Annotated in this window: 21 protein-coding genes; 14 read left to right on the forward strand and 7 right to left on the reverse strand. The window is 73.9% G+C overall.

Annotation, left to right across the window (positions count from 1 at the left end):
* Positions 1 to 44: 44 nt before the first annotated feature.
* Positions 45 to 755, reverse strand: a complete 711-nt coding sequence (gene trpA / locus AC6JBM_RS48395; RefSeq protein ID WP_497980323.1) for a tryptophan synthase subunit alpha — start codon at positions 753 to 755, stop codon at positions 45 to 47.
* Positions 752 to 1,933: a tryptophan synthase subunit beta gene (gene trpB, locus AC6JBM_RS48400; protein WP_497980324.1), complete on the reverse strand. Its 1,182-nt coding sequence runs from the start codon at positions 1,931 to 1,933 to the stop codon at positions 752 to 754. Before trpB ends, trpA begins: the two co-directional genes overlap by 4 nt.
* Before the next feature lie 78 nt (positions 1,934 to 2,011).
* Between trpB and AC6JBM_RS48405 the strand changes: the two genes are divergently transcribed.
* The 9 genes from AC6JBM_RS48405 (at position 2,012) to AC6JBM_RS48445 (ending at position 9,087) form a co-directional block, all read left to right on the forward strand.
* A complete protein-coding gene (locus tag AC6JBM_RS48405) occupies positions 2,012 to 2,761 on the forward strand; it encodes a class I SAM-dependent methyltransferase (protein ID WP_497980325.1) in 750 nt (249 codons plus the stop codon).
* Between the two features lie 66 nt (positions 2,762 to 2,827).
* Positions 2,828 to 4,798, forward strand: a complete 1,971-nt coding sequence (locus AC6JBM_RS48410; protein ID WP_497980326.1) for a thioredoxin domain-containing protein — start codon at positions 2,828 to 2,830, stop codon at positions 4,796 to 4,798.
* A gap of 132 nt (positions 4,799 to 4,930) precedes the next feature.
* Positions 4,931 to 5,500, forward strand: coding sequence for an ATP-binding transcription factor AbmR (gene abmR / locus AC6JBM_RS48415; RefSeq protein ID WP_497980327.1), 570 nt, complete (start codon positions 4,931 to 4,933; stop codon positions 5,498 to 5,500).
* Between the two features lie 163 nt (positions 5,501 to 5,663).
* Entirely contained in the window at positions 5,664 to 6,794 is a 1,131-nt protein-coding gene (locus AC6JBM_RS48420) for a 5-(carboxyamino)imidazole ribonucleotide synthase (protein ID WP_497980328.1), read from the forward strand.
* An 8-nt stretch (positions 6,795 to 6,802) separates the two neighbouring features.
* Positions 6,803 to 7,309 (forward strand): 5-(carboxyamino)imidazole ribonucleotide mutase, encoded by a 507-nt coding sequence (purE, locus tag AC6JBM_RS48425; RefSeq protein WP_497986705.1) that lies wholly within the window; start codon positions 6,803 to 6,805, stop codon positions 7,307 to 7,309.
* Between the two features lie 43 nt (positions 7,310 to 7,352).
* A complete protein-coding gene (locus tag AC6JBM_RS48430; RefSeq protein ID WP_497980329.1) occupies positions 7,353 to 7,904 on the forward strand; it encodes a 3'-5' exonuclease in 552 nt (183 codons plus the stop codon).
* A gap of 38 nt (positions 7,905 to 7,942) precedes the next feature.
* Entirely contained in the window at positions 7,943 to 8,251 is a 309-nt protein-coding gene (locus AC6JBM_RS48435; RefSeq protein WP_497980330.1) for a hypothetical protein, read from the forward strand.
* Between the two features lie 104 nt (positions 8,252 to 8,355).
* The gene (locus AC6JBM_RS48440) at positions 8,356 to 8,649 is read left to right on the forward strand and encodes a hypothetical protein (RefSeq protein WP_497980331.1); all 294 of its coding nucleotides are present in this window, start codon (positions 8,356 to 8,358) and stop codon (positions 8,647 to 8,649) included.
* 36 nt (positions 8,650 to 8,685) lie between these two features.
* A complete protein-coding gene (locus tag AC6JBM_RS48445; protein ID WP_497980332.1) occupies positions 8,686 to 9,087 on the forward strand; it encodes a PPOX class F420-dependent oxidoreductase in 402 nt (133 codons plus the stop codon).
* Positions 9,088 to 9,497: 410 nt separating this feature from the next.
* Here the strand turns inward: AC6JBM_RS48445 and AC6JBM_RS48450 are convergent, their stop codons facing one another.
* Positions 9,498 to 10,646: an acyl-CoA dehydrogenase family protein gene (locus AC6JBM_RS48450; protein WP_497980333.1), complete on the reverse strand. Its 1,149-nt coding sequence runs from the start codon at positions 10,644 to 10,646 to the stop codon at positions 9,498 to 9,500.
* Between the two features lie 187 nt (positions 10,647 to 10,833).
* Here AC6JBM_RS48450 and AC6JBM_RS48455 point away from each other — a divergent pair, with 187 nt between their 5' ends.
* Complete coding sequence (locus AC6JBM_RS48455) at positions 10,834 to 12,255, forward strand: UDP-glucose dehydrogenase family protein (protein ID WP_497980334.1); 1,422 nt, start codon at positions 10,834 to 10,836, stop codon at positions 12,253 to 12,255.
* A gap of 126 nt (positions 12,256 to 12,381) precedes the next feature.
* Complete coding sequence (locus tag AC6JBM_RS48460; protein ID WP_497980335.1) at positions 12,382 to 17,481, forward strand: SCO7613 C-terminal domain-containing membrane protein; 5,100 nt, start codon at positions 12,382 to 12,384, stop codon at positions 17,479 to 17,481.
* Between the two features lie 5 nt (positions 17,482 to 17,486).
* On the opposite strand, the gene AC6JBM_RS48465 is transcribed toward AC6JBM_RS48460, so the two are convergent.
* The gene (locus tag AC6JBM_RS48465; RefSeq protein ID WP_497980336.1) at positions 17,487 to 18,041 is read right to left on the reverse strand and encodes a PadR family transcriptional regulator; all 555 of its coding nucleotides are present in this window, start codon (positions 18,039 to 18,041) and stop codon (positions 17,487 to 17,489) included.
* 100 nt (positions 18,042 to 18,141) lie between these two features.
* Here AC6JBM_RS48465 and AC6JBM_RS48470 point away from each other — a divergent pair, with 100 nt between their 5' ends.
* On the forward strand, positions 18,142 to 18,810 hold the full coding sequence (locus AC6JBM_RS48470; RefSeq protein WP_497980337.1) for a VC0807 family protein: 669 nt from the start codon (positions 18,142 to 18,144) through the stop codon (positions 18,808 to 18,810).
* Here AC6JBM_RS48470 and AC6JBM_RS48475 read toward each other — a convergent pair.
* Positions 18,797 to 19,495 (reverse strand): MFS transporter, encoded by a 699-nt coding sequence (locus tag AC6JBM_RS48475; protein ID WP_497980338.1) that lies wholly within the window; start codon positions 19,493 to 19,495, stop codon positions 18,797 to 18,799. The two genes, AC6JBM_RS48470 and AC6JBM_RS48475, sit on opposite strands and share 14 nt — an antisense overlap.
* Here AC6JBM_RS48475 and AC6JBM_RS48480 point away from each other — a divergent pair.
* Both AC6JBM_RS48480 and AC6JBM_RS48485 read left to right on the forward strand, forming a co-directional pair.
* On the forward strand, positions 19,489 to 20,643 hold the full coding sequence (locus AC6JBM_RS48480; RefSeq protein ID WP_497980339.1) for an FIST signal transduction protein: 1,155 nt from the start codon (positions 19,489 to 19,491) through the stop codon (positions 20,641 to 20,643). The genes AC6JBM_RS48475 and AC6JBM_RS48480 overlap by 7 nt on opposite strands.
* Before the next feature lie 10 nt (positions 20,644 to 20,653).
* Positions 20,654 to 22,780, forward strand: coding sequence for a putative bifunctional diguanylate cyclase/phosphodiesterase (locus AC6JBM_RS48485; RefSeq protein ID WP_497980340.1), 2,127 nt, complete (start codon positions 20,654 to 20,656; stop codon positions 22,778 to 22,780).
* 57 nt (positions 22,781 to 22,837) lie between these two features.
* Here AC6JBM_RS48485 and AC6JBM_RS48490 read toward each other — a convergent pair whose 3' ends face one another.
* Together AC6JBM_RS48490 and AC6JBM_RS48495 are read right to left on the reverse strand one after the other, a co-directional pair.
* Entirely contained in the window at positions 22,838 to 24,211 is a 1,374-nt protein-coding gene (locus AC6JBM_RS48490; protein ID WP_497980341.1) for a carbohydrate-binding protein, read from the reverse strand.
* Between the two features lie 173 nt (positions 24,212 to 24,384).
* Complete coding sequence (locus tag AC6JBM_RS48495) at positions 24,385 to 26,364, reverse strand: hypothetical protein (RefSeq protein WP_497980342.1); 1,980 nt, start codon at positions 26,362 to 26,364, stop codon at positions 24,385 to 24,387.
* Positions 26,365 to 26,368: the final 4 nt, after the last annotated feature.

Consider the following 26,368-nt stretch of genomic DNA (forward strand, 5'->3'; position numbering starts at 1 on the left):
GGTCCTCCTGGAGCCTGAAGCTGAAGCCTGATGCGAGCAGGCCGCTACGATATCGCCGCCCGCAAGGCGCGAACGTAGTCGCCCGCCTCGGAGGCGCTCGCGCCGTCGAGGATCCTGCGCATCAGGGCCGCGCCCACCACCACGCCGTCCGCCAGTGACGCGGCCTGCGCCGCCTGGGCCGGTGTCGAGATGCCGAAGCCGAGCAGGACCGGCAGCGAGGTCTGCGGCTTCAGGCGGGCGGCCAGGTCCGCGGCGGAAGAGGCCAGCGACGTCCGCTCGCCCGTCGTGCCCATCACCGTGACGCCGTAGACGAAGTGGCGGCTTCTCCGGCCGATCTCGGCCAAGCGGGCGTCCGGAGTCGCGGGGGAGGCCAGCAGGATCAGGTCGATGTGGGCGGCCACCTCCTCGCACTCCTCCAGGGGCAGGTCCGGCACGATCAGGGCCGTGAAGCCCGCCGCCTTCAGGCGGGCGCAGAACGCCGCGGCGCCCGAGCGGATCACGAGGTTGGCGTAGGTGGAGGCGATGAGCGGTACCGAAACGGAGACCGCGGCAAGGTCGGACAGGATGCGGTCCAGGGTCGCGCCGCGGGACAACGCGGTCTCCGTGGCCTCCTGGATCGTCGGGCCGTCCAGGGTCGGATCCGAGAACGGCAGGCCCACCTCCACGTAGTCGGCCCCGGCGTCCGCGAACGCCGTCAGATACTCCGTCCACGACGACGTCACGCCGGCGGTGACGTACGGCATCAGCAGTTTCACAACGCCTCCCGCATCGACGCGAGGTCCTTGTCGCCGCGGCCCGACACGGTGACGAGCACCGTCGAGCCTTCGGGCAGCTCGCCGCGCATGACCCAGGCCAGCGCGTGCGCGGACTCGAGGGCCGCGACGATGCCCTCGGTGCGGGCGAGCCGGCCGAACGCGGTCACGACCTCGGCGTCGGAGACGGTGACGTAGCGGGCCCGGCCGAGGTCGCGCAGGTGGACGTGCTCGGGGCCGACGCCGGGGTAGTCCAGGCCGGCCGCGATGGAGTGGGCCTCGGCCACCTGGCCGTCGTCGTCCTGCAGGAACAGGGAGCGCACGCCGTGCAGGACGCCGAGCTGGCCGTGGCTCGCGCCCGCGCCGCCGTCGGCCTCGACGCCGATCAGCCGGGCCGGCGTGTCGACGAAGCCGGCGAAGGTGCCGGCCGCGTTCGAGCCGCCGCCCACGCAGGCCACCACGTAGTCGGGCACGGCCGCGCGCAGCTCGGTCGCGCACTGGCGCCGGGCCTCGTCGCCGATGACGCGCTGGAACTCGCGGACCATCCACGGGTACGGCGCCGGGCCCAGCACCGAGCCCATGCAGTAGTGCGCCGTCGCGACCTCGCCGACCCAGGCGCGCATCGCCTCGCTGGTCGCGTCCTTCAGCGTCCGGGCCCCCGTGTGCACGGGTACGACCTCGGCGCCGAGCATGCGCATCCGGAAGACGTTGAGCTCCTGGCGCTCGATGTCCTTCGCGCCCATGTAGACGGTCGCGGAGAGGCCGAACAGCGCCGCCGCGGTCGCCGTGGCCACGCCGTGCTGGCCGGCGCCGGTCTCCGCGATGAGCTTCGTACGCCCCATCCGCTTCGCCAGCAGCGCCTGCCCGAGCACATTATTGATCTTGTGTGAGCCGGTGTGGGTCAGGTCCTCGCGCTTGAGCAGCACCGTCAGCCCGAGTTCGGCGGAGAGCCGCAGCGCGGGCGTGAGCGGGGTCGGGCGGCCCGCGTACGTGGCCAGCAGGCGGTCGAGCTGCCCGCGGAACGCCGGGTCGGCCCACGCCTCCCGGAACGCGTCCTCGACCTCGCGACAGGCGCCGATGAGCGACTCGGGCACGTACCGCCCGCCGTACTCCCCGAACCGCCCGAGCGCGCCGGGGTCGGTCATCACGGAGTGGCGCGGCCGAATGAGCAGCTCAGTCATGGTGAGCCTCCACAGTTCTAGAACAGTGACTGTTCTAGAACTGTGGCACGAGAGGCGCGAGATGTCCAGACTGATGCCGTGGCGCTCATCGAGTACGACACCAGGGCCGCGACCGCGTTCGCCGCCGGACGGCACCTCGACGACGACGCGTTGCGGGGATGGCGCGAGCGCATCGCGCACTACCTGCGCCCCACCGCCGAGACCCACCTGCTCGACCTCGGGGCCGGAACGGGTCAGTGGATGTCGGCGTTCCGGCGTTGGTACGGCCTGACCCCCCTCGGCATCGAGCCGTCCGCCGCGATGCGCGCGCTCGCGCAGGAGTCGATCCTCGGGGGCGACGCCGAGCGCATCCCGCTCCCGGACGGCGACGTGGACGCGGTCTGGCTCTCCACCGTCGTGCACCACCTCCCCGACCTGCCCGCCGCGGCCGCCGAGATCCGCCGCGTCCTGCGCCCCGGCGGCCTGGTGCTGATCCGCTCGGCGTTCGCGGGCCGCCCCGACGGCATCTCGCTGTTCACGCACTTCCCGGAGGCCGCGACCGCGATGGCCACGCGATTCCCGTCCGCGTTGGACGTCGCCCGCGGATTCGGTACCGCCGGCTTCGCCGCCCTGGCCCTCGAACCGGTTCCCCAGCTGACGGCGCCGACCCTGGGCCACATCGTCGACACCTTCGACCGGGCGGCCCACACCCCGCTCCTGCTGATCGGCGACGACGAGTACGCGCGCGGCCTGGCCCGGCTCCGGGCCGCCGATCCGACGCAGCCCGTCGTCGACGCCCTCGACCTGCTCGTGCTGCGGGCCTCCGGCGAAGGCGCCGCTCAGTCCTAGCGGCGGCCGCCGAGCGGCCCGGCGGATCGGTACATGTCCGCAACCGGCCTGGGTAGCCTGACCCCCATGGCCAACCGTCTCGCCGGGGCGACCTCGCCCTACCTGCAGCAGCACAAGGACAACCCGGTCGACTGGTGGCAGTGGTCGCCCGAGGCGTTCGCGGAGGCGCGCCGCCGCGACGTGCCCGTGCTCATCTCGGTCGGATACGCGGCCTGCCACTGGTGTCACGTGATGGCCCACGAGTCCTTCGAGCACGAGGGCGTGGCCAAGCTCGTCAACGAGCTCACCGTGCCGATCAAGGTCGACCGCGAGGAGCGGCCCGACGTCGACGCCGTCTACATGACCGCCACCCAGGCGATGAGCGGCCAGGGCGGCTGGCCGATGACGGTGTTCGCCACGCCCGACGGCGAGCCCTTCTACTGCGGGACCTACTTCCCGCGCGAGGCGTTCGCGAGCCTCGTCCAGGCCGTCGCCGCCGCCTGGCGCGACCAGCGCGAGGGCGTGCTGCAGCAGGGCGCCGCGGTGGTCGAGGCCATCCGCAAGGTGGCGGAGCGTCCGCCGTCCAACCCCATGGACGATGCGGTACTGCGCGCCGCCGCGACCTCGCTCATGAAGTCCTACGACGCGGAGCACGGCGGCTTCGGCGGCGCGCCCAAGTTCCCGCCGCACATGGCGCTGCTGTTCCTCCTGCGCCACTACCAGCGCACGCGGGAGGAGGCGATCCTCGACGCGGTCCGGCACACCTGTGAGCGGATGGCCCGCGGCGGCATGTACGACCAGCTCGCCGGGGGCTTCGCGCGGTACGCCGTCGACGGCACCTGGACCGTGCCGCACTTCGAGAAGATGCTCTACGACAACGCGATGCTGCTGCGGGTCTACACCCACCTCGACCGCATCGCCGGCAGCGGGACCGGCCGCCGGGTTGCCCACGAGCTCGTCGCGTTCCTCTCGCAGGAGCTGCACGACGGGCACGGCTTCATCTCCGCGCTCGACGCCGACGCGGACGGCGAGGAGGGCCTCACCTACGTCTGGACCCCGGCCCAGCTCGACGAGGTGCTCGGCGAGGTCGACGGGGCCTGGGCGCGGTACCTGCTGCAGGTCACGCCGGAGGGCACCTTCGAGCACAGCTCGTCGGTGCTCCAGCTGCCCGAGGACCCGATGAACGCCGAGCGCTGGCACGACATCCGCACCCGGCTGCTGGCGGCCCGCACGCTCCGGCCCCAGCCCGCACGCGACGGCAAGGTGGTCGCGGCCTGGAACGGCCTGGCGATCACGGGGCTGGTCGAGTTCGGGAAGGCGTACGGCGACCCGGACGCGATCGCGCTGGCCGTCGAGACCGCCGAGTTCCTGGCCGGCACGCATCTCGTCGGCGGCCGCCTGCGCCGGGTCTCCCGCGACGGCGTGGCCGGTGAGCCGGCGGGCGTGCTCGAGGACTACGGCGCGGTCGCCGAGGCGTTCTGCGCCGTGCACCAGGCGACGGGCGACGGCCGCTGGCTCGACCTGGCCCGGCAGTTGCTCGACGTGGCGCTCCAGCACTTCCGCGACCCCGAGTCCGGGGGCTTCTTCGACACCGCCGACGACGCCGAGGCGCTCGTGGCCCGCCCGGCCGACATCACCGACAACGCCACCCCGGCCGGGCTGTCCGCGGTGTGCGCGGCGCTCGTGACGTTCTCGGCGCTGACGGCGGACACGGCCTACCGCGAGGCGGCCGAGCGCGCCCTCGCGACGGTCTCCGTCGTGGCGGCCACGCACGGGCGGTTCACGGGCTACGCCTGCGCCGCGGGGGAGGCGCTGCACTCGGGGCCGTTCGAGATCGCGATCGCCACCGCCGACCCGTCGGACCCGCTGGTCGCGGCGGCGTGGTGGCACGCCCCGCCCGGCGCCGTGGTGGTCTCCGGCGCGCCCGATCGTCCCGGGGTGCCGCTGCTGTCGGACCGCCCCCTGCGCGGCGGCCAGGCAACGGCGTACGTCTGCCGCGGCTTCGTGTGCGACGCGCCGGTCACCGCGCTGGAGGACCTGGTCGCCAAGCTCGCGTGAGCGAAGTCGGGTCGCGAAATATCCGGCTCGTTCCTCACCGGATATTTCGGACTTATCAGCATTTCGCGGTATTCCGCTGGCAGCGTAGCGCTCGCGGTTGGCCAACTGCTGTAACGGTGTAATCGTGTAATCATGATGATGCGACGAGGAGACGCCCCCTGGGGGCGGGGCGGCGGGCCGCGCAGCGAGCCCCCGCCCGCCGACGACGCCACCGCCTGGATCGGCGGTGCGCTGCCGGAGAGCTGGTTCCAAGGTCCGGCCGAGGTGACCATCGACCGCGACGAGATCCTGATCGTGGGCCGGCTCGGCGCGCCGGCCCTGGTCGAGGACGCGAGCGACGCCGACCGGGCCGCCGCCGAGCAGGGCCGGATCGCGGGCTTCCGCGAGACGACCCGCGACCAGCGGATCGGCATCGCCCAGCAGCTCGAGCGGCGCTACCGCCGCAAGGTCTCCTGGGGCGTGCAGGTCGGCGAGGCCCGGGAGCTGTTCACCACGCACTCGGCGCCGGTGATGACCCGCCTGCGCCAGGCCGAGCGGCAGGTGCTCGACACGCTGGTCGACTCGGGCGTGGCGCGGTCGCGGTCCGAGGCGCTCGCGTGGTGCGTGGCGCTCGTCGGGCAGCACGCGGACACGTGGCTGACCGAGCTGCGGCAGGCCATGGAGTCCGTGGACGAGCTGCGCAAGCGGGGTCCGGCGGTCTAGATCCACGGTTGCGCCGCGCGGTGTTTTCGGGCAAGTCGGACATGCCCGAAAGCCGCGCGGCGCAGCCCCGGACAAGGTCAGTCCGATATGTCGCGGCGCGCCAGCGCCCGACATATCGTCCCTGCATCGAGCCCGAAAACCGGAGCGATAGGCTGGCCAGCCTATGGATACCCGAACCGGACTTCCCGTCGTCGGCATGGTGGGCGGCGGGCAGCTGGCCCGGATGACCCACCAGGCGGCGATCGCCCTCGGCCAGTCGCTGCGCGTGCTCGCCGTCTCGCCCGACGACGGCGCCGCGCTCGTCGCCGCCGACGTGCGGATCGGCCGCCACGACGACATCGACGCGCTGCGCGAGTTCGCCAAGGGCTGCGACGTGGTCACCTTCGACCACGAGCACGTGCCCGGCGACCTGATCCGGCAGCTGGCGAGCGAGGGCTTCACCCTGCTGCCGGGCGCCGACGCGCTGCGCTTCGCCCAGAACAAGCGGGCCATGCGCGAGCACCTCGGCGGGCTCGGGCTCCCGATGCCGCGCTGGACCGACGGCGACGTCCAGGCGTTCGGCGACGAGGTCGGCTGGCCGGTGATCGTGAAGACGGCGACCGGCGGGTACGACGGGCGGGGCGTGTTCGTCGCGCACTCGATGGCCGACGTGCCGCCCGGCGTCGAGGTCATCGCCGAGGAGATGGTGCCCCTCAAGCGCGAGCTGGCCGCGGTCGTCGCGCGCTCGCCGCTCGGGCAGGTCGCGGCCTACCCGGTCGTGGAGACCGTCCAGGAGGGCGGGATCTGCGTGGAGGTGCTGGCGCCCGCCCCCGGCCTCGACGAGGACCACGCGATCGCGGCCCAGCGGCTCGCCATCGACATCGCGACCGGGCTCGGCGTGGTCGGCGTGCTCGCCGTCGAGCTGTTCGAGACGACCGACGGGCGCCTGCTCATCAACGAGCTCGCGATGCGCCCGCACAACTCCGCGCACTGGACCATCGAGGGCGCGCGCACCTCGCAGTTCGAGCAGCACCTGCGGGCCGTGCTCGACTACCCGATGGGCGACACGCGGCTCACCGCGCCGGCCGTGGTCATGGCCAACGTGCTCGGCGGCGAGCCGGGCGGGATGTCCATCGACGAGCGCCTGCACCACCTGTTCGCCGAGGAGCCCGGGGCCAAGGTCCACCTCTACGGCAAGCAGGTCCGCCCCGGCCGCAAGATCGGGCACGTGACGGTGCTCGGCGACGACCTGGAAGACTGCCGTCGACGGGCTCGCAAGGCCGCCCGCATTCTCGAGGAGGGGTATCAGCATTGAGCGCGCCAGTGATCGAGGTCGGCGTCATCATGGGCAGCGACTCCGACTGGCCGGTCATGCGGCTCGCGGCCGACGCCCTCGATGAGTTCGGCATCGGCTACGAGGTCCGCGTCGTCTCGGCGCACCGCACCCCGCACCTGATGCTCGACTACGCGGGCGATGCCGTGGCCCGGGGCCTGAAGGTCATCATCGCGGGCGCGGGCGGGGCCGCTCACCTGCCGGGCATGGTCGCCTCGGCCACGCCGCTGCCGGTGATCGGCGTGCCGGTACCGCTGAAATATCTGGACGGCCTCGACTCCCTGATGTCGATCGTGCAGATGCCGGCCGGCATCCCGGTCGCCACCGTGTCCATCGGCGGCGCGCGCAACGCGGGTCTGCTCGCCGTGCGCATCCTGGCCGCCGCGAACCCGGAGCTGCTGGCCAAGGTCCGCGACTTCCAGGAGTCCCTGCGCGCCATGGTCGCGGAGAAGGACGCCGCGCTGTCGGCGTCCCTGATCGAGCCGGCCGGCCAGTAATCCGGAGGCGCGGCCGGGCCGGTCGCGCCTACCCTCGGCGGTCATGGGACGGCTGCTCAATGTGATCGACGTCGAGGCGACGTGCTGGGCCGGGCAGCCGCCCGCCGGACAGGTCAGCGAGATCATCGAGGTCGGGGTCTGCGTCGTGGACCTCGACGCGCGGGAGCGCGTCGACCGGGACCGGATCATGGTGCGGCCCGCGCGGTCGGCCGTCAGCGCGTTCTGCACCGAGCTGACCGGCATCACCCCCGCCGAGGCCGCGGCCGGGCTCTCGTTCGCCGAGGCGTGCGAGCGCCTGCGCACCGTGCACCACAGCGACTCGCGGCCCTGGGCGAGCTGGGGCGACTACGACCGCAAGCAGTTCGAGCGGCAATGTCAGGGGCGGCAGCGGTACCCCTTCGGCTCCGACCACACCAACGCGAAGGCCGTCTTCGCCGACGCGCACGGACTGCGCAGGCAGGGCATGGCCGGCGCCCTGCAGACGGCGGGCCTGCCCCTCGAGGGGCGCCACCACAACGGCGCGGACGACGCCTGGAACATCGCCGCGCTCGTGCTGCACCTGGCCGAGCGCGGCCAATGGGCCCGCATCGCCTGATCGGCGCAACTCTTTGTCTGTTTCTTCCGTTATCGGAGGTGTTGGTTCGGGCGGACGAGGGCGGGTACGGCATGACGGCGCACCAGGGCGGCAAGCTCCACCGGTGGACGGCGCGCACGCTGGTCGGCGGGGCCACCGTGGCCTCCGCGCTCGTGTTCGGCCGCGCGGCCGCCGCGCCGCCGCGGACCGTTCCCGGCGCCGAGCCGGCCCGCGCGGTGAGCGGCGTCGTCGTCGCCGGGGTGGCCTCGGTGACCCTGCTGCTGCTCCTCGCGGGCACGATCCTCGTCGTGGCGCCGCGCTTGATTCAACTCGTGCGAATCTTCAACGCTCGCCGTCAGGTGCGCTGATCTGCGGCGGAAAAGGTCGGGCTTTTCGAACTTCGATCGGTGACCCCACGCAGCCGTGGCGTAGCGGTACAGTGACCGCGTCGCGTTGACGGTGAGGAGGATCGATGTCCGATTACTCGGCGGTCGGCGGGGTCGGGTCGTTCGAGTGGAACCGGCGGGACAGCGCGCGCTACGACGCCGCGCTCGAGGCCGTCGAAGAGGCGATCGCGTGCTACGCGCGCCTGCGCAACCGGGCCGTCGCCAGCGGCAACGACGCCGAGGCCGAGCGGCTGCTGGCCGAGCAGGCGGCCTGCATCACCGAGCAGCGGCTCCTGCGGCCCGAGGACACCGCGGCCGTGGCCCGGATTCTCGGCGAATACCCGGCGCTCATCGCCTGGCTCCGCGACCGCATCGGGTAGCGACCGCGCCCGTCGGCGGGATCGTACGGTGGAGACGTGACACTTCCTGAGTCTCTGCAGCGGCTGCTCGCCCAGCCCAACCCAGCCGTCATCGCGACCGTGCGCCAGGACGGGCAGCCCGTCTCGGTGGCCACCTGGTACCTCTTCGAGGACGGCCGCATCGTCGTGAACATGGACGCCGGTCGCAAGCGTCTCGCCTACCTGCGCCAGGAGCCCCGCGTCAGCCTGACGGTGCTCGACAAGGAGAACTGGTACACCCACGTCTCCGTCACCGGCACCGTCGCCGAGCTCAAGGACGACCCGGAGCTCGTGGACATCGACCGCATCGCCACGCACTACACCGGCAAGCCCTACGCGAACCGGGAGCAGCCGCGGACCACCGCGATCATCGACATCGCCTCGTGGCACGTCTGGCCGCCGCACGCCCTCGACCAGTAGGGGGGCCGGTGGAGCGGGTCGGCGCGCCCTGTGGCCGCGTCGACATCACGGTCCATGTGCACCGTCCCGGCCCGGTCTGTAACGCGGATGTTAATTCCGGACTTGACACAAGACGCAAATAGATAGATGGTCGTCGTAGCAGTACTGCAGAGGCCGGTCCCGGTCGCGCCGCCGAGCGCCGGGGCCGGCCTCTCGCGATCGGTCAGACGCGAGGAATGTGATCTCCGGGCGGCGTTTGCGGCAGCCTGCTTGTCGCGCGGCCGGCCCGACTGTTGCGGTGCGTCGCATGCGGTCGAGGTCAGCCGGCTGACCGCAGTGGGAGTTCCGCATCGACGTCCTCGCAATGCCGCAGCAGCCGGCGGCCGGGATCTCTGCCCGGCCGCCGGCTGCGCGCGGAGATCGGTGGCGTCTCAGCCGGCGAGGAGCTGGCGGGCCATGACGATGCGCTGGACCTGGTTCGTGCCCTCGTAGATCTGCGTGATCTTCGCGTCGCGCATCATGCGCTCCAGCGGGAAGTCCTTCGTGTAGCCGTAGCCGCCGAGCAGCTGCACCGCGTCCGTCGTGATGGACATGGCCGCGTCCGAGGCGAAGCACTTCGCCGCCGCGCCGAAATACGTCAGATCCGCGTCGCCGCGCTCCGACTTCGCCGCCGCGGCGTAGGTCAGCTGGCGCGCGGCCTCCAGCTTCATGCCCATGTCGGCCAGCATGAACTGGATGCCCTGGAAGTCCGCGATGGGCTTGCCGAACTGCTTGCGCTCCTGGACGTAGCCGAGCGCGAAGTCCAGCGCCCCCTGCGCGATGCCCAGGGCCTGCGCCGCGATCGTCACGCGCGTGTGGTCCAGGGTGCGCATCGCGGTGCCGAAGCCGGTGCCGGGAGCGCCGATGATGCGGTCGGCCGGGATGCGGACGTTGTCGAGGTAGACCTCGCGGGTCGGGCTGCCCTTGATGCCGAGCTTCTTCTCGGGCGCGCCGAAGCTCACGCCGGCGTCGGACTTCTCGACCACGAAGGCCGAGATGCCTCGCGAGCGCGCGGTGGGATCGGTGACGGCGAAGACGGTGTAGTACTCGCTCACGCCGGCGTTGGTGATCCAGCGCTTGACCCCGTTGAGGACCCAGGTGTCGCCTTCCAGCACCGCGCGGGTCTTCATGCCGGCTGCGTCGCTGCCGGCGTCGGGCTCGGACAGGCAGTAGGAGAACATCGCGTCGCCGCGGGCCACCGCGGGCAGGTAGCGCTGCTTCAGCGACTCGGAGCCGGCCAGCAGCAGCGGCATGGTGCCGAGCTTGTTCACGGCCGGGATGAGCGAGGACGAGGCGCAGGCCCGCGCGACCTCTTCGATGACGATCGCGGTGGCGAGCGCGTCGGCTCCGGCGCCGCCATAGGAGACAGGAATGTGCGGCGCGTGAAAGTCGGATGCACGCAGCGCGTCGTACGACGCCTGAGGGAACTCGCTGGATTCGTCCGCAGCTGCCGCGTTCGGTGCGACCTTGCCGTCACAAACCGCGCGCACAGCCTCACGCACAGCGATGTGCTCCTCGGGCAGTGCATACACCTCGAACACGGCAAACCCCCTCGTCACAGCGCTACTGAACCCGCGTTCAGCAGCCCGCCGCTGTGAGCATACCGACGAGTAACGAAATGGCCGGAGGCACGGTAGCTTCCAAGGGTCTATCCTCGCCGTGGCGACGTCGGCCCGATCCCACAGGTGAGGGTCGGCCGAGCAGACCTCGATCGAGCGGAGACAAGGCGTGACCATCGCGTACCCCAGCACCCCACCTGTCGTAGCCCCGCCGTCCGGTTCGGCGCGGCCCCGGCTGACCTTCCTGGGCACCGGATATCTCGGCGCGACGTACGCCATCTGCTTCGCGGAACTCGGTTACGAGGTGATCGGTTTCGACATCGACGAGGCCAAGATCGCCAAGCTGGCGGGCGGCGACGTGCCGTTCCACGAGCCCGGCCTCGACGAGCTGCTGCGCAAGAACCTGTCGGCCGGTCGGCTGCGGTTCTCCACCTCCTACGAAGAGGTCGCCGAGTTCGGGGACATCCACTTCATCTGCGTGGGGACCCCGCAGCGCCCCGACGGCATGGCCGCGGACCTCTCCCACGTCGAGAGCGCCGTCTCCAAGCTCGCGCCGCACCTGACCCGCAAGGCGCTCATCGTCGGCAAGTCGACCGTCCCCGTCGGCACCGCCGAGTGGATCGAGCAGCTCGTCGCCCGGCACTCGACCGTCGACCTCGGAGTCGAGGTGGCCTGGAGCCCCGAGTTCCTGCAGGAGGGCGTGGCCGTCGAGGACGTGCTGCGGCCCAACCGCGTCATCTTCGGCGTCAAGTCCGAGTGGGCGACCGGCATGCTCTACGCGGCCCACAAGGGCGTCTTCGACCTCGCCGTCACCGAGGACCGCGAGGTCCCGGTCGTGGTCACCGACTTCGCCACCGCCGAGCTCGTGAAGGTCGCGGCCAACGCGTTCCTGGCCACCAAGATCTCCTTCATCAACGCGATGGCCGAGGTCTGCGAGGCGGCCGGCGCCGACGTCACCCAGCTGGCCCGCTCCATCGGCTACGACGCCCGCATCGGCAACAAGTTCCTGCGCGCCGGCGTCGGCTTCGGCGGCGGCTGCCTGCCCAAGGACATCCGCGCGTTCCAGGCCCGCGCCCAGGAGCTCGGCGTCGGCGAGGCGCTGCGGTTCCTGCACGAGGTCGACCTGATCAACCAGCGCCGCCGGCAGAAGATCGTCCAGCTCTCCGCCGAGCTGCTCGGCCGCGGCTACGGCCCGGCCGGCCCGGACCTGGCCGGCACCAAGATCACGGTGCTGGGCGCGACCTTCAAGCCCAACTCCGACGACGTGCGCGACTCGCCGGCCCTCTCGGTCGTGCGCAAGCTCGCCCGCTCCGGCGCCGAGGTCACGGTCTACGACCCGGAGGGCATGGAGCAGGCCCGGGCCGAGGTCGGCGACGTCGCCTACGCCAAGACGCTCACCGACGCCGTCACCGACTCCGACCTCGTTTGTGTGCTCACGGAGTGGGAAGAGTTCCGCAACACCGACCCGCAGGCGCTTTCGCCGCTCGTCTCCGCGAAGAAGGTCATCGACGGCCGGAACTGCCTCGACCAGGCGGTCTGGGTCGCGGCCGGCTGGGAGTACCGCGGCATGGGGCGCCCGGTCGTTTCATAGAGAACCTCCCGAACGGGCGCATCGCTTTCGTCGCCCGGCGAAACAAGGCATTCTTCCCAGTAGGGCGTGAACGGCCGGGGCACCGCACCGCGGAGCCCCGGCCGAGAGCACCGGGGGAGGAGTGGCGTGGAGACGTATCCGTGCCCGGCGTGCGGTGGGCCGGCCAGCGAGGCCACCGGCTGCCGTTCGTGCGGCCGGCCGCACGATCCGGACGCGGCGGCCCTCGCGCTGTTCCAGCGGACCGTCGCGGCGCTGGAGCAGAAGAAGCGGGACCTCACCGAAAACACGCAAATGCTGCGCAAGCAGCTCGCGCACACCTCCGCGCAGCGCGACAGCCTTCGGCGCAAGGTCCGCGCGGCCGTCGACGCCGAGCGCGCCGCCCAGGAGGCCAAGGCGAAGCGGCCGCTCCTGGGCCGCCAGCGCGAGGCCGTCCCGCCCGCGGCGACCCCGGCGTCCACGGCCGCGGAGCCGGTGGCCGTCACGACGACCGCGACCACCGCGACCACGACGCTGCCGCCGAGCCAGCAGCGCTTCTCGCCCCGCGCGCCGCACACCGCCGAGAGCGGGCACGCGCCCGCGGCCGGTGGCTCCCGCATCGCGCCGCTCAACGCGCCTCCTCCGCCGCGCCGGCCGAGCGGGGGCCAGAAGAGCCTCCCGCCCGGTGACCAGCCCGAGGCCACCGAGAGCAGCATGCAGGCGTCGGTCCTGGCGCTCGGCGGCCTGCTGCTGGCCGGCGCCGCGATCGTGCTCACCCTCGACGCGTTCGGCAGCATCGGCACCGTCGGGCGGGTGCTGTCCCTGGCCGTCATCACCGCGATCGCCCTGGCCCTGCCGCTCGTGCTGGTCAAGCGCGGGCTGAGCGCGACCGCCGAGACCGTCGCGTCCGTCGCCCTGCTGCTCGTGCTGCTCGACGGCTACGTGGTGCGCTCGGAGAAGCTGCTGGGCGCGGACCGGCCCCAGTTCAGCACCTATCTGGGCCTCGTCTGTCTGCTCACGGCCGGGGTCGCCGCCGTGTACAGCATGCAGAGCCACCTCATCGCCTCCCGCTACGCGACGCTGCTGGCCCTGCAGCCGGTCCTGCCGCTGCTGTTCTACGACGCGATCCACGGCCCGACCGGCTGGGCGATCGCGCTGTCGGGCGTGGCGCTGATCGACCTCGGCTTCGCCGTCGCGCTCAAGCAGTCGATCCAGCGGCGGCTCGACGCGCACCACGAGGACGCCGCCGCCGAGGACGAGCTCGCCCACACCGGCCGCACCAACCGCATCGCCGACGGGCTCATGCGCGACCTGGCCTGGGTCCTCTTCGCCGTGGCCACCGGCGTCGCGCTGCTGGCCGCCGCGGTCGGGCTGGCCGTCACCGACGCGCGCGTCCCCACCCTGCAGGCCGCCGCGGCCATGCTCGTGGCCGCCGCGCTCGGCGTCGGCGGCGCGCTGACCTGGCGCCGCGGGATGCTGCCGGACATCGCTGCGGGCGTGGCCACCGGCGCGGTCATCGTGGCCATCGCGCGGGTCGGCGCCGTCTGGCTGCCCGGCTCCACCCCGCTGTTCCTCGCGCTCGCGGTGACCGTCGCGGCCGCGGGGGTGCCGTTCCTGCCCGAGGACGCCCGACGGGGGCCGCGCTACGCCGTGTCGGTCGCGGCCGCCGGGGCCACGCTGCTGGTGCTGGTGCGGGCCTTCCCCGGCATCGCCGCGCCGTTGCGGGCCGCGTGGCCGGTCTGGAAGGCGGATCTGGGGGCGTACGAGGCCCGCATCCACGCCGCCGTCGGGGCGGAGGGCTGGCAGTACGTCGTCGCCATCCTGCTGCTCACGGGCGCCTGCATCCTCATGCTCAGCGGCCGCAGCGACCCGGTGGCGGTCCGGCTGCGCGACAACGTGGGTCCCGAGGTGGCCCCGGACGAGCTGCGGACCGACATCGCGGTCGTCGGCGCGGCCCTGACCCTGCTCGTCGCGCCCGCCGCGCTCGGCCTGAGCTGGCTGGCGATCCCGGCCCTGGCGGTCAGTGCGGCGGTCGTGATCGGGGCCCTGGCCCTGCGCGTGCGCGCCCCGCACACCGCGTGGGTCTGCCTCGGCGCCGCGCTCGTGCTCGGCCTCTACGCCGCCGCGGCCGCCCTGGTCCGCCCGGGCGCGACCGCGCTCACCCTGACCGCGATCGCCGTCGCCGGGGCCGCGATCGCCTGGCTGCCCCGCCCGCACCAGACCGACGGCGACCGGCTCGCGGTCACCCAGCGGGTCGCCGACGCCGCCGCCGGGGGCGCGCTCTTCGCCCTGCCCGGCGCGGCCGCGTCCAGTGCCGCGATCGTCTTCGGCGGCCTGCCGGGCGGCGCGACCGTCGTGCTGGTGCTGAGCTTCCTCGCGCTCGCGGTCAGCCTCGGCGTGGCCGCCCTGATCCAGGTCGCCCGGGACCGCGCCGGCGGCGGGCCCAGCGTGCCGCTGCTCGCCGGGGCCACCGCCGGCGCCGTCGCGGTCGGCCTCGCCACGGTCATCGCGCCCGGCGCGACCACCATCGACTTCGTCATCGGCCTGCTCATGCTCGTCGCTGCGGTGATGCTGTGGGCGGCGCCGCGCATGGACGACCGGCAGACCTTCGGCGTCGAGTTCACCGGCTCCGACGCGGCCGCCGCGGCGGTCACCATCGCCGCGATCGGCGCCCTGGCCCGGGCCGTGTCCCTGGCCGCCTCCGGCATCGAGGTCGTGGTCCTCGCCGTGCTCGTGTTCCTCGTCGCGGTCGCGGCCCGCTCGTCGCTGCCGGAGGAGTGGCGGCGGGGCCCGGTCGCGGGCGCGGCCATGGTCGGCTTCGGCACCGGCCTCTACGCCGGTGCGCTGTCGGTGATCGGCGCGATCGGGGTGATCCGGGCGGCCGACCCCATGTGGCACGCCCCGCTGGACGCCCGCTGGGCGCAGACCGCGCACGGGCTCGCGGAGTTCGGCTGGCAGATCCCGATCGCCCTGCTGCTGCTCGCCGGGGCGGCCGCGATCGCGCTGCCCCAGCCCTACGGCGACGACACCGCCTCGGCCGCCCTCGTGCTCGCCACGCTCGGCGCGCCGGTCGGGCTGGGCCTGGGCTGGTCGGCACCGATGGTCATCGGCTGGGCCGCGGCCACCGGCGTCGCCGCGTGGGCCGCCTTCGCCCGCAGCTGGCGCGGCGTCTACACGCGCCTCGGCGCCGCCCTCGTCGCCGGGCTCTACGCGGCCGGGGCGAGCCTCGTGCGCCCGGGCGCGACCGCGGGCACCCTGGCCGCGCTCGGCATCAGCGGGGCCTTCGTCGCCGCCCTGGCCCGCACGGTCGCCCTGCGGCGCGCGGCCGCGGGCGAGCGCGTCCGTGATGTCCGCGAGGACGGCGAAGACGGCGAGGACGACGTCGACGGCGGCCCGCTGACCGTCGTCGGCGGGGCCGGGGTCGCCGGCGCCCTCTTCGCGTTCACCGGCGCGGCCGCGGCCATGGTCGGCAGCCTGCACCCGGACCGGCCCAGCACCATCCTCATCGCCGCGCTCGCGACCGCCGCCGTGGGCCTCGCCGTCGCCGCGGCCGGGGCGCAGCAGGCGCCCGGATACATGCCCTACGTCAGCACCGGCGTCGCGGTCGCGGCGACCACGACGGCCGTGGTGGCGCTCGTGGTCCAGCGCGACGGCGCGGTCGTCTACGCCGCGGCCGCCGCGCTGCTCGGGGTGCTCGCGGAGTTGCTGCGGGCGAACTGGTACCGCCCGGCCGAACCCGAGCTCGGGCGCTTCCGGCCGGACCGCTCCGGCCGCCGCCCGAGCACGCGCGCCGGCGAGCAGCGCATCCCGCGCAACTTCGCGATGGGCGTCGCGGCCGCCGCCGGCATCCCGGCCGTGATCGTCGTGGTGTTCATCGCGCCCGCGCTGTTCGCCGCGCTCGCCGGGCCGTACCGCTGGCTCCAGCAGCCGTGGACCGGCACCCCGGCCACCGCGGCACATCTGGGGCCGCTGGCGCAGTACGCCGGCAACAGCACCCATGTGCTGGGCGCCTTCCTGCTCACCGTCGCCGCCGCCCTGATGGCCGTGGGGCTGGGCGGCGACGGGCAGGCGATCGCCAACCGGGCCGTGGCGATCGTGGTGCCCGGCGCGGCCCTGACGCTGCTCATCGCCCCGGCCGCGCTCGACGCGCCGTGGCCGGTGCAGCCGACGCTGGCGCTGCTGGTGGCCACCATCGCCGGCCTGGGCCTGGCCCTGACGCTGCCGCCGAGCCCGGACAGCGCCGACGCGCGGCTCATGACCGGCGCCCGGCGGCTGGTGTTCGTCATCGCGGTGCTGGCCGCGGGCGCGGGCGGCGCCGGGAGCCTGGCCACCCGCAGCCAGACCCTGACCTGGCTGGCCGGCTCGGTGGTGGTCGGCGCGATCGGCGGCATCTGGGGCAAGACCGCGACCGCGCGGATGCTCGGCTGGAACGTGGCCGCCTCGACCGCCGAGGGCTTCGCGGTGGCCGCCGGGCTCGCGGCCGGCCTGGGCCTGAAGCAGTGCGCGTTCCCGCTGCTGATCGTGGCGACCGCGCTGCTGGTGCTGGGCGCGGCCCTGCCCCGGCTGCGGCCCAGCGACAGCATCAACCGGGAGGCGATGACGGTCGAGGCGGCCGGGTACGCCGGCGCCGCTATCGCCGTGCTGATGACCCTCGGCTCGTGGGCGCACACCGCGGCCGCCCTGACCGCCGTCGGGGCGATCCTGGGCCTGTCGGCGGCGCGCAAGGGCCGCAGCCCGCGCCAGCGCACGACCCTCATCGTGGCCGCGTCCGTCGCCGAGCTGCTGGCGATCTGGCTGCTGCTCATGACCGTGCGGGTCGCGGTCCCGGAGGCCTACACGCTCCCGTTCGCCGGCCTCGCCCTCATCACCGGCCTGATCGAGATTCGCAACCGGCCGGAGCTGGGCAGCTGGCTCGCCTACGGGCCGGCGCTCGTGGCCGGCTTCGGCCCCAGCCTCGCGATCGCCGTGGCCCAGCCCGACTCGCCCGAGCTGCGCCAGGTGCTGCTGATCCTGGCCGGCGTCATCTGCGTGGCGATCGGCGCGGCCCGGCAGCAGAAGGCCCCGGTCGCGGTCGGCGCCGCGGTGACGGTGATCGCGACGGTGAACGAGCTGTTCCGCATCGGCCTGCCGTTCTGGATGATGCTGCTGCTGTTCACCGGCACCGGCGTGCTGCTGATCAGCCTGGGCGCCACCTACGAGCAGCGGCAGCGGCTGGACCGGCTGCGGGGCGTCTACCGCGGGATGCGCTGAACGGGTCAGTCCATGCCGTCCGGCGGGCCGGCGGCGTCCCGGTCCATCTGCTCGACGACCCAGCGGGCCCAGTCGCGCTGCAGGGCGTAGTAGCGCCGGCCGAACTCCGCGGCGTAGCGCGAATAGCCCTGCGCGTGCCCGGCCGCGGCGGCCTCGTCCATCTGCTTGATGACGTGGTCGAGCTCGGCGACCTCCGCGTCGCTGGCGCCCGCCATCTGCTCGGCGAGCACCTTGACGTCGGGCACCTCCAGCGAGGAGAGCATGAACAGGCGCAGCACGAACTCGTTGCGCGGCGGGGTCTCCCCGAGGGGGCTGAACATCCACCGGCGCAGCTCCTCGCGGCCGGGCTCGGTCACGCCGTAGACCTTGCTGCCCCGCGACCCCTCGTCCACGACCTCGATCAGCCCGTCGGCGAGCATCCGCTTGAGCTCGGGGTAGATCTGGCTGTGCCCGGCGTTCCACGCGTGCGACGACAGCGTGACCTCGAAGCGCTTGGTCAGGTCGTAGCCGTTCTGCGGGGTGTCGGAGAGCAGCCCCAGCAGGGCGTGGCGAAGGGACATGACCGAAGCCTAACCTGTCGAACTCGACATGTCGACCATGACATGACAGCTACTACATGTTCTCATTGACATGTCGAAAACGACATGTCAGAGTCGACACATGGCTGACGACGAGCGCGCGACGAGCAAGACCCCCGGATTCCTGGCCATCCTCAAGTCCCTGCTGTGGGACGTGGGCCTGTCGCTGGCCGCCTACTTCGTCGCTCACTGGCTGGGCGCGAGCGACTACGTGGCCCTGCTGTGCGGCTCCCTCGCCGCGCTGGCCCGGATCCTCTGGGTCGCGACCCGGGCCCGCCGCTTCGACGTCTTCGCCGCCGTGATGCTCGGCGTGTTCCTGGTCGGCCTCGGCCTGTCGTTCCTGACCGGCTCGCCGAAGTTCCTGCTGATCAAGGAGTCCTTCGGCACCGGCATCGCCGGCCTGGCCTTCGTGGTGTCCTGCTTCGTCGGCCGCCCGCTGATCTACCACGCAGCGCTGCGCATGCAGGAGGGCGACCCGGCCAAGGCGGCCGAGTTCGAGCAGAAGTGGCGGGACCTGCCCGGCTTCCGGCGCAGCTTCCGCGTCATGTCCGCGACCTGGGGCGCCGGGCTGCTCTTCGACGCGGTCGTGCGCATCCCGCTGGTGCTGGCCCTGTCCACGTCGGCCGCGGTCACCGCCTCCACCGTGCTGTTCATCGCCACGATGGTGATCCTGGCGGCCTGGCAGGTCCGGTACATCCGGCGCATCCAGGCCCGCGCGGCCGCGGCGGAGGCCGCCGTCAGGCCGGCGTGACCTCGGGCGCGGCGGCCTCGGGTGCGGTGGTCCCGGGCGAGGGGGCCGGGGCCACCGGGCCGCCCGGGGTCTTCCCGCGCATCAGCAGGATCGGGACAAGGGCCGGGGCCGCGGCCCCGGCGGCCCACCAGAAGGTGTGGCCGAAGGCGCCGGCGAGCGCGTCGAGGGAGCGGGCGCCGGACGCGCCGCGCTGCCGGGCCACGGCCAGCACGGCCACCCCGAACGAGCCGCCGACCTGCTGGAACACCCGCACCGCGGTGGTGGCGTGCGGCACCTCGGCCCGGCGGAGGCCCGCGAAGACCCCGGACTGGGCGGCCACGATGATGCCGCCGAAGCCGGCCCCGCCGAGCGCGATCAGCGCCGCGATCGTCCACTGGCTCGTCCCGGCCGAGAGCCGGGTGAGCGCGACCGTCACCCCGAGCAGCAGCAGCGCGCCGGTGAGCGCGATCCGGCGGCCGCCGAAGCGGTCGGCCAGGCGCCCGGCGACCGTGAGCGCCAGGGCCGAGCCGCACCTGGCCGAGGCCGGGCGCCACGGGCTGCTGCGCGGCGGCGTCGACGAGTAGATCGCCGAGTTCGACGAAGGCCTGGACTGGCTGCTGGACGGCTTCGCCGCGACCCTGCCCTGAGGTCCGCGTAACGGCGGCTCAGCTTGCCCGGGGCCGTGCCGATAGCAGGGCCATGTCAAGCACGAGTGAGCGCTGGTTCGGCGCCGGGCACAGCACGGCCGCCGACTCCGCGAAGGCCGGCGGCGAGGCCGCGGCCCAGGCGATCGCCGGGCGTACCCCAGCCGCGGTCTTCGTCTTCACCTCCGGCGGGCACGACGCGGTGGCGGTGCTCGCGGGGGTCCGGGCCGAGGCGGGCGACGCCGTCGTGGTCGGCGGCGTCGGCCTCGGCGAGCTGACCGGGGCGGGCGCGACGGAGCACGGCGCGGCGGTCGCGGCCCTGGGCGGCCCCGGCTTCACCGTGCGCGCCCGCGCGGCCGGCATCGCCGGGCTCGGCGCCCGCGCGGCCGGGGCCGAGGTGGCCGCGGCGATGGCCGAGATCGACGCGCCCCACACCGCGCTGCTGCTCGTCGGCGACGGTACCGCGCTCGGCCCGCACGAGATCGTGCGCGGCGCCTACTCGGTGGTGGGGGCGGCGGTACCGCTCGTCGGCGGCCTCACCCACGGCCGGGCCCAGTTCCTCGGCGACCGCGTGCTGGCCGGCAGCGTCGTCGGCGTCGCCCTCGGCTCCGACCGCCCGATCGGCATCGGCATCGCGCACGGCTGGCGCCGCGTCGAGCCGCCGCTGATCGTGACGCGGTCGGCCGGCGAGCGCATCTACGAGCTCGACGGCGAGCCCGCCCTCGACGTGCTCCTGCGCCGGGCCGCCGCGTCCGGCGCCGGCGCGCCCGGCACCGCCGCCGAGCTGTTCCAGGACGGGGTCAATCTCCAGCCCGTCGGCCTGGCCCGGCGCAGCGGCCTCGACATCCGCTCGCTGCACGCGGGCGACGACGAGGAGCGCTCGGTCTCCGGGACCGCCGAGATCCCGCAGGGCGCCCTGGTCTGGCTGATGGAGGCCGAGCGCGACGAGCTCGTCGCCGGCGCGGGGGACGCGATCGGCGCGGCGACGGCGGCCCTGGGCGGCGCCGAACCGCTCGGCCTGCTCGCCTTCGACTGCGGCGGCCGCAAGCTCACCCTGGGCGAGGACGGCATCGCCGCGGAGGTGGCGGCCATGCGCGCCGCGCTCGGCGACGTGCCCTTCGCCGGCCTCTACACGCTGGGCGAGATCGCGCGGGTGCGCGGCGCATCCGGACTGCACCAGCTCACCCTGGTCGCCCTCGCGCTGGCCTGAGGGGAGTCTCGTGACCGCCTGGTCGACCGCTCAGCTGACCGAGTACTTCGTCGCCGTCAACGCGGCCGGCTCCGAGGAGGCCGCCATCGCGCTCGCCGTGGAGCGGGCCGCCGAGATCGTCGAGGCCGAGGTCGGTCTCGTCGTGCTCGGCGGGCGCCCGCGCGGCGCGTGGGGCTTCGGCGTCGCCGCGCCCGAGCGCGACCTGCTCGCCCTGTCCCCGGCGGGCGGGATCGTGGACATCCCGGGGCTCGGTGACGTCCACGCCGTGCCGAGCCAACTCGGCTCGGGCCTGCCGGGCGCGCTGATCCTGGGCCGGCTCGACGAGCCGTTCACGCCCGAGGAGCGCCAGACGCTGCACGGCATGGCCCAGATGCTCGGTGCCGCCCTGCGCGGCGCCCGGGCGCTGGCCGCCGAGCAGACCCTGCGCGCCGACCGCGAGCGGGAGACCCGGCTCGTGGAGACCCTCCTGGCCATCCAGCGCGGCATCACGAGCCGGCGCCCGCTGCAGGAGACCTTCGACGCGATCACCGGCGGCGCGGCCGAGCTGCTGGGCGACGCCTACGTCGCGTTGATCCTGGCCGACCCGGCGCCGTGGGTGGCGTCCTGCGCGGGCGGCGTCGGACCCGGCGAGCGCCCCGGCAACGCGGCCCGGGCGGCGATGGACACCGGCTCGCTGCAGGTGGACGAGGACGAGCGGGGGCACGCGATCATCGCCGTGCCGGTGCTCGTGACCGGGGAGATCGCCGGGAGCCTGGTGGCCCGGGCCGGCGACGCCGCCGGCTACCACGCCGACCAGCTCGAGGCCTTCGCCCAGCAGGTCGGCCTGGCGCTCACCGACGCGCGCACCGTCGAGCAGGTCCACGAGGCCCATCACGACCACGTGACCGGCCTGCCCAGCCGCGCCCTGTTCCTGAAGGCCCTCAACGGCCGCCCGCGCGCCGGCGTGCTCTTCATCGACCTGGACCGGTTCAAGGCGGTCAACGACAGCCTCGGCCACGACGCCGGCGACCAGCTGCTCGCCGACGTCGCCGAGCGGATCCGCGGCTGCGTGCGCGCCGGCGACACCGTGGCCCGCCTCGGCGGCGACGAGTTCGCGGTGCTGCTCGGCGACGCGCACCGCGACACCGCGGTGGCGACCGGCGAGCGGATCATCGACGCGGTGCGGGAGCCGTTCCGGGTCAAGGGCCGCAGCGTCTACATCGGCGCGAGCATCGGCGCGGCCCTGCCCGGCGCCGACGGCAACGGGTCGCCCGATGACCTGCTCAACTGCGCCGACCTGGCGATGTACCGCGCGAAGAAGGACGGCCCCGGGCGGGTCGTCGTCTACGAGCCGGCCATGCACGCGGCCGCGCTGCACTACCTCTCGCTGCGGGCCGACCTGCAGCGGGCGCTCGCCGAGGGGGAGTTCGGGCTGGTGTACCAGCCGCTCGTCCGCCTCGACGCCGGCTCGGTCGTGGGCGTGGAGGCGCTGCTGCGCTGGAACTCCCCGGGCCGCGGCATCGTCGCGCCGGGCGAGTTCCTGCCGATCGCCGAGGAGTCGGGGCTCATCGGCGACATCGGGCAGTGGGTGCTGGCCAGCTCGGCCCGGCAGGTCGCGGCCTGGCGGCGGCGCCGGCCCGGGCTCACGCTCAACGTCAACATCTCCGGGCGGGAGCTGGTGCGGCCGGGCTTCGTCGAGGACGTGACCCGCACCCTGGCCGCCGCCGGGCTGCCGACGAACGCGGTCACGCTGGAGCTCACCGAGTCGGTGCTGATGAGCGACCCGCAGCCGGCGGTGCTGGCGCTCAGCCGGCTGCGGGCGCGCGGGGTGCAGATGTCGATCGACGACTTCGGGACCGGGTACTCCTCGCTGGCCTACCTGCGCGACCTGCCCGTCGACGAGCTCAAGGTCGACCGCGCGTTCATCGCGCGCACCCAGCTGACCGGGCGGGACATGGCGCTGGTCTCGACCATCATGGAGCTCGGGCACATCCTCGGGCTGCGGGTCGTCGCCGAGGGCATCGAGAACCAGGCGCAGCTGGATGCGGTGCAACGGCTGGGGTGCTCCCTCGGCCAGGGGTTCCACCTTCACCGGCCGCTCGACCCGGCCGCGATCCCGCCGCTGCTGGAGTCGCCGTCCCTGCCCCGGGCGGCATGACGAAAGGGCCGGGCATGCGCGCCCGGCCCTTCGTCAGTGCGGAATCGAAGTGTGCGGTCAGCGGCCCTGCAGCGACTTCACGTTGTCGCCGAAGGTCCAGCTCTTCGAGCCGTCCCAGTTGATCGACCAGTCCATCAGGCCCTTGATGCCGCTGACGCTGTTGTACGCCTGCGACACCAGCGACGGGGCCATGTAGCCGCCGCCGGCACCCGACTGCGCGGGCAGGCCGGGAACCTGCTTGTCGTACGGGATCCGGATGGTGGTGCCCTGGATCGTCAGGCCCGAGTTCAGGCAGTTGGTCTGCACCGTGAAGCCCTGGACCGTGCCGGCCGAGTACGAGTCGCCGGAGCAGCCGTACATCGAGCCGTTGTAGTACTGCATGTTCAGCCACCACAGGCGGCCGTTGTCCAGGTACTTCTTGATGATCGGCAGGTACGAGCCCCAGATGGAGCCGTACGTCACGCTGCCGCCGGTCACGTAGGCCGTCTCCGGCGCCATGGTGAGGCCGAAGTTCGACGGCATCTGGGCCAGCACGCCGTCGATGATGCGGATGAGGTTGGCCTGCGACGTCGACAGCGTGTTGATGTTGCCGCTACCGCTGAGCCCGGTCTCGATGTCGATGTCGATGCCGTCGAAGTTGTTGGCCTTGAGGATCGGCACGATCGTGGCCACGAACCGGTCCGCGACCGTCGACGAGCTCAGGTCGATGCCGGCCGCGGCGCCGCCGATGGACATCAGCAGCGTCATGCCGTTCGCCTTGGCCTGGCACATCTCGGCCGGCGTCGGCACCTTCACGCCCGAGTCCATGCCGTTCTCCCACAGCACGGTGCCGTCGGAGCGGATGACCGGGAAGGCGAGGTTGATGACGTTGTACCCGTGCTGCGCCATCCGGCTGTCAGTGATCGGAATCCAGCCGAGGCCCGGGTGCACGCCGTTGGAGGCGCCGTCCCAGTTCTCCCAGTAGCCCTGCAGCACCTTCCCGGCCGGCCGGGACTTCACCGCGCAGGAGCCCGTGCCGCCGGTCGGCGACGTGCTCGGGGACTTGCTCGGCGAGGCCGACGGCGACTTGCTCGGGGAGGTCGACGGCGACGGGGACGTGGTGCGCGACGGCGACGGCGAGGCGGTGGGGGAGGTGGTCCCGCCGCCCGAGCAGGCACCGAGGTCCTTCCACAGCGACGGCGTGGCCGCGGGGTTCCAGCCGGCTCCCACATAGGCGGTGTGGGTCACCAGCGCCTGGTACGTGTGGCCGTTGTACGTCACCTGCTGGCCGGCGGTGTATGTGTTGCCCTCGGCCCAGACCGGTGCCGAACAGGCGGCGGCGGCGACGTTCGTGGCGGCCTGGGCCCCGAGCACGGGCGCGAGGGCCAGCGCCGTAACGAGAGCCGCGGCCGCCCCGGTCACCAGGGCGATTGTGCGACGACGAGATCTCACGGGACCTCCTGCCCATCGATGGATCGATGAGCAGGGACGTTATCAGTTAACACTATTAAATGTAAGGGTCGGGAACCTTAAAGCGCCGTCGATTGATCCATCGAAGGGCGTGCACGGCAATGGCCCCGCCGCTCGAGCCGAGCGACGGGGCCAGAAGGTGATCGACGTGCGGCTCAGGCCCGATCGCGCGGCGGCTGTGCCCAGGGGTTGTCCCGGCGCGGCTGCGGCTCGTCCGCCGTGGCGGACGCGTCCGGCTGTTCCGCGTCCGGCTGGTTCGCGGCCGGCTGCGGGCCGGTCGCCTGGGAGGTGGCCCGCTCCGCCGCGATGCGATCGAGCTGGGACTGCGCCGCGGTCGCCCGCCGCTCCGCCTCGCCCCGCGCGAACGCCGCCCGCCGCTCGGCCGCCTCGGCCGGGCTGACCGCCTGCTCCCCGAACCCGAAGTTCGCGGTCGCCTCGGCATCGGCCACCGGCGCCGCGAGCCGCGTCGTGGCCTCGTCGCCGCCGCCGTACGGCCACAGCGTCGTGGCATCCGGATCCTCGACCGGCTCCGCGGAACGGGCCGGGCCGCCGGACGGCAGCACGGTCGTGGCCTCGTCCGCGGAAGGCGCCTTGATCACGGTGGTGGCCTCCTCGACCGGCGGCTGCGGCGCCATCGGCTGGAACCGTCCGCGCCGCTCCTCCGGCTCGCCGGCACCGGCCGGCGGGGCCGAATGCCGCGGCCGCGGCGCCGCGGGCGACTGGGAGCCCGGGTGGAACGCCTCGGTCTCCTCCTCGCGCCCCGGCCGCGCCGGCGGAACGGCGAACCCGTCGAACGAGGGCCCGGCGAGAATCGACCGCTCCTCCTCGGCCGGCCCCCGAGCCGCGCGCGACGGCAGCCCGCTGGCGCTCTCGCCCGCATGCAGCGGCCGGGTCGCCTCCGACTCGCTCTCGGCCTCGATGTCGGCCGCGGAGTCGGTGTCGGCGGGCGCGCTCGGCGCGGGGACGACGGGCCACGAGCCCGACGGCGTGTCCGGCGACCCGGGCGCCGGCGCGGGCGAGGCGGGCACCGGCCAGGCCGGCGGCTCGTCGGCCGGCGGCGGCGAGCTGGCCCCCCGGCTGTAGGCCACGGCCCCGGTGGCGGGCGCGTTGTCCTCGGGCGTCAACCAGCCCGGCTCCGCAGCAGCCGCCGGCGGCGCGGAAGCGACCGGCGGCGCGGAGACGACCGGCGGCGTGAAGACCGGCTGCGGCGCGGAAGCGGGTGGCGCCGGCGGGAACGGCACGGGCGGCGGCCCGGAAACAGGCGGTCCTGAGACGGGCGGCCCGGAGACGGGAGGTGCGGAGACGGGAGGTGCGGAGACGGGCGGCGCCGGCGGAATGAACGGCGGCGTGGACACCGGCAGCGGCGGCGCGGCGAACGGCGGCGGAGCCGACCCGGGCGGCACGAAGGCCCCCGGCGGCGCCGAAACCGGCGGCGTGGAGACCGGCGGCGGCGCGGGCACGAACGGCGCGGCGGCCGGCGGGGCGAACCGCGGCACCGGCTGCGTCTCGTCGGTGGGCGCGGGCGGCGCGGCGCCGAACCCGCCCGCCGAGGGCAGCACCGACGTGGCGGCGGCCGGGAACGCGGTCGTGGTGGAGGACGGCGAGTACGCGGGCCGGGCCACGGGGGGCGGAGCCGCCGGGCCCTGCCCGAGCGGGTACTCGTGCGCATCCGCCGGCCCCTCGCCCGCCGCCGGCACCAGCGGCACCGCGGTCGGCCAGGTCCGCCAGCGCTTGACGCTGAAGGCGGCGATGAGCAGCGCGAGCCCGAGCACCGCGGTGGTGCCGTTGACGATCGGCAGGCGCAGGTCCACCTTCAGCGAGCCGATCGCCAGGTCGCGGGGCAGGCTGTTCATCACCGACAGCGGGTCGATGAAGAGGCTCACGTAGGTGGCGAGCAGCGCGAGCCCCGCGACGATCGGGCCGACGGGCGAGATGCGCAGGCTGGCGATGAGCCCGATGAGCAGGCCGGCACCCAGGAGGTAGGCGGCGGGCACGAGCAGGTCGACGGAGTCGAAAGCGCCGCGCTCGACCCACTTCGCCACGGTTTCCGCGGATTGCTGCTGACCGATCGCGATCAGCAGCCAGGCGATCGGGGCGATGAACATCCCCGCGATCAGGCTTCCGACGTGTCGCATGGCT

Source organism: Dactylosporangium thailandense (genome assembly GCF_059739745.1).

Bases quoted from the DNA above. Each gene is read 5' to 3' on its own strand.
- AC6JBM_RS48470 (WP_497980337.1), top strand. From the start codon at position 18,142: ATGGCTGACGACGAGCGCGCGACGAGCAAGACCCCCGGATTCCTGGCC.
- AC6JBM_RS48495 (WP_497980342.1), bottom strand. From the start codon at position 26,364: ATGCGACACGTCGGAAGCCTGATCGCGGGGATGTTCATCGCCCCGATC.
- trpB (WP_497980324.1), bottom strand. From the start codon at position 1,933: ATGACTGAGCTGCTCATTCGGCCGCGCCACTCCGTGATGACCGACCCC.
- AC6JBM_RS48465 (WP_497980336.1), bottom strand. From the start codon at position 18,041: ATGTCCCTTCGCCACGCCCTGCTGGGGCTGCTCTCCGACACCCCGCAG.
- AC6JBM_RS48420 (WP_497980328.1), top strand. From the start codon at position 5,664: ATGGATACCCGAACCGGACTTCCCGTCGTCGGCATGGTGGGCGGCGGG.
- AC6JBM_RS48440 (WP_497980331.1), top strand. From the start codon at position 8,356: ATGTCCGATTACTCGGCGGTCGGCGGGGTCGGGTCGTTCGAGTGGAAC.
- abmR (WP_497980327.1), top strand. From the start codon at position 4,931: ATGATGATGCGACGAGGAGACGCCCCCTGGGGGCGGGGCGGCGGGCCG.
- AC6JBM_RS48480 (WP_497980339.1), top strand. From the start codon at position 19,489: ATGTCAAGCACGAGTGAGCGCTGGTTCGGCGCCGGGCACAGCACGGCC.
- AC6JBM_RS48410 (WP_497980326.1), top strand. From the start codon at position 2,828: ATGGCCAACCGTCTCGCCGGGGCGACCTCGCCCTACCTGCAGCAGCAC.
- AC6JBM_RS48430 (WP_497980329.1), top strand. From the start codon at position 7,353: ATGGGACGGCTGCTCAATGTGATCGACGTCGAGGCGACGTGCTGGGCC.